Origin of the sequence: Herbaspirillum sp. B65, assembly GCF_000333555.1 — a bacterium.
GTDB lineage: Bacteria > Pseudomonadota > Gammaproteobacteria > Burkholderiales > Burkholderiaceae_D > Herbaspirillum > Herbaspirillum rubrisubalbicans.
In genome coordinates this window covers 1-1,614 of the sequence record NZ_BADI01000386.1, presented here as the reverse complement: position 1 = coordinate 1,614, position 1,614 = coordinate 1, and the positions used below count along the sequence as shown (strand labels likewise).

At 63.2% G+C, this 1,614-nt stretch carries 1 protein-coding gene and 2 pseudogenes; all 3 read left to right on the top strand.

Going from position 1 to position 1,614, the window contains the following annotated elements; genetic code table 11:
* A partial coding sequence (locus tag I5W_RS09380) for a sensor histidine kinase (protein ID WP_044529023.1) occupies positions 1 to 952 on the top strand: 952 nt, incomplete at its 5' end.
* A 130-nt stretch (positions 953 to 1,082) separates the two neighbouring features.
* Positions 1,083 to 1,229: pseudogene (locus tag I5W_RS29660) on the top strand (two-component system response regulator); the annotation flags it as partial.
* Positions 1,230 to 1,315: 86 nt separating this feature from the next.
* Positions 1,316 to 1,614, top strand: a pseudogene (locus tag I5W_RS09370) (type VI secretion system tip protein VgrG); the annotation flags it as partial.

Sequence of the window (1,614 nt, the reverse complement as noted above, 5' to 3'; positions counted from 1 at the left end):
GCCCTGGTCGAGCTGGGCCATCGTCGGCGTGACCATGCTCTGCCTGGCCGGGCTGGCGCTGTTTTCCGAACCGCTGCCGCTGCCGCCGGACCATACGCGGGGCTTCTTGAGCCTGTACGTGGAAGGCACGCTGATCTGCTTCCTGCTCAATGCCGGGCTGATGGTGTTCTTCATCACCCGTATCAGCAGCAACCTGCGCGCCGGTGACGCCTTGCTGGCCGACCTGCGCCAGCGCGCCGCCGAGGAAGACCACATCGTGCGCATGGGCCTGTTGGCCTCGGGCGCGGCGCATGAACTGGGCACGCCCTTGGCCACCGTCTCGGTCATCCTGGGCGACTGGAAGCGGATGCCCGAAATCAGCCAGCGTCCCGACATGCTGGACGACATCAGCGAGATGGAAGCGCAGTTGCAGCGCTGCAAGTCCATCGTCAGCGGCGTCTTGCTCTCGGCCGGGCAGGCGCGCGGCGAGTCCTCCATCAAGACCACCCTCAACACCTTCCTCGACAGCGTGGCCGAGGACTGGCGCAAGACGCGGCCGGTGGAAGTGTTCGAGTATCGCAACCTGATCGAACAGGATGTGCCGGTCGCCTTCGACTCGGCCATCAAGCAGATGCTGGGCAATGTGCTGGACAATGCCTTCGAGGTCTCGCCCCAGTGGTTGGCGTTGCAGGTGCGCAGGGAAGGGGACTTGCTGCTCATGGAAGTGAGCGACCAGGGCCCCGGTTTCCCGGACTGGATGATCAACCAGATCGGCAAGCCCTACCAATCCACCAAGGGCAAGCCGGGACGCGGGCTGGGCTTGTTCTTCGTGGTCAATGTGGCGCGCAAGCTGGGCGGGCGGGTATGGGCCAGCAATCTCGACGGCGGTGGTGCCCGGGTCACGCTGGAGCTGCCCTTGTCGGCCATCAGCCTGGAAAACGGCGAGCACGGGGATTTTCACGATCCTGCTTGATGTACCGCAAGCCAGGCNTGAGGCGTCTTTGACGGACATCATTCCTTTTTCTTCAGGTGCCGGCCATGCCAGGTGTCGTCTGGCCGTACAATAGCGCCTTTGGGAAAGTAGAAGAAATAGGAAATGCAACATGCCGGCTGATCGCCTGCTTCTGATCATCGAGGACGATGCCGCTTTCGCACGCACCCTGGGGCGCTCCTTCGAGCGGCGTGGCTACACGGTCTTGCTGGCCGCCAACCAGGAAGAAGCGGCGGCTCATCTCAAAGACCATCATCCAGCGGTCACTGGCACGCCCATGCCGCCCAGTACGACCACGATGGGCCAGCCAATGAAGCCGTTCCCGCACTGCCGGATCCACCGGCCATGTCCGAGCTGAAGCAGCAGCAACGCCTGAGCTTCCAGCTCAAGACGCATTGCGCGCAAGGACGGGGCTTCATGCACGAACCCTATGTTCTCTTCAAGGATGGCGTGCAGATCGCCATGGGCGTGAGCGATGCCCATGGCCTGGTGGTGATCGAAGGACATACGCCGGGCCCGGCACGTTATGCCGTCAAGCTGAGCAATGGCTGCGAATTTGAATTGCCAGCCAAGCCCGGTTTCGAGAGCGACGACGAACGACTGGTTGCCCGCGGCTACCGCGCGCTGCATGACGATGCCCAAGA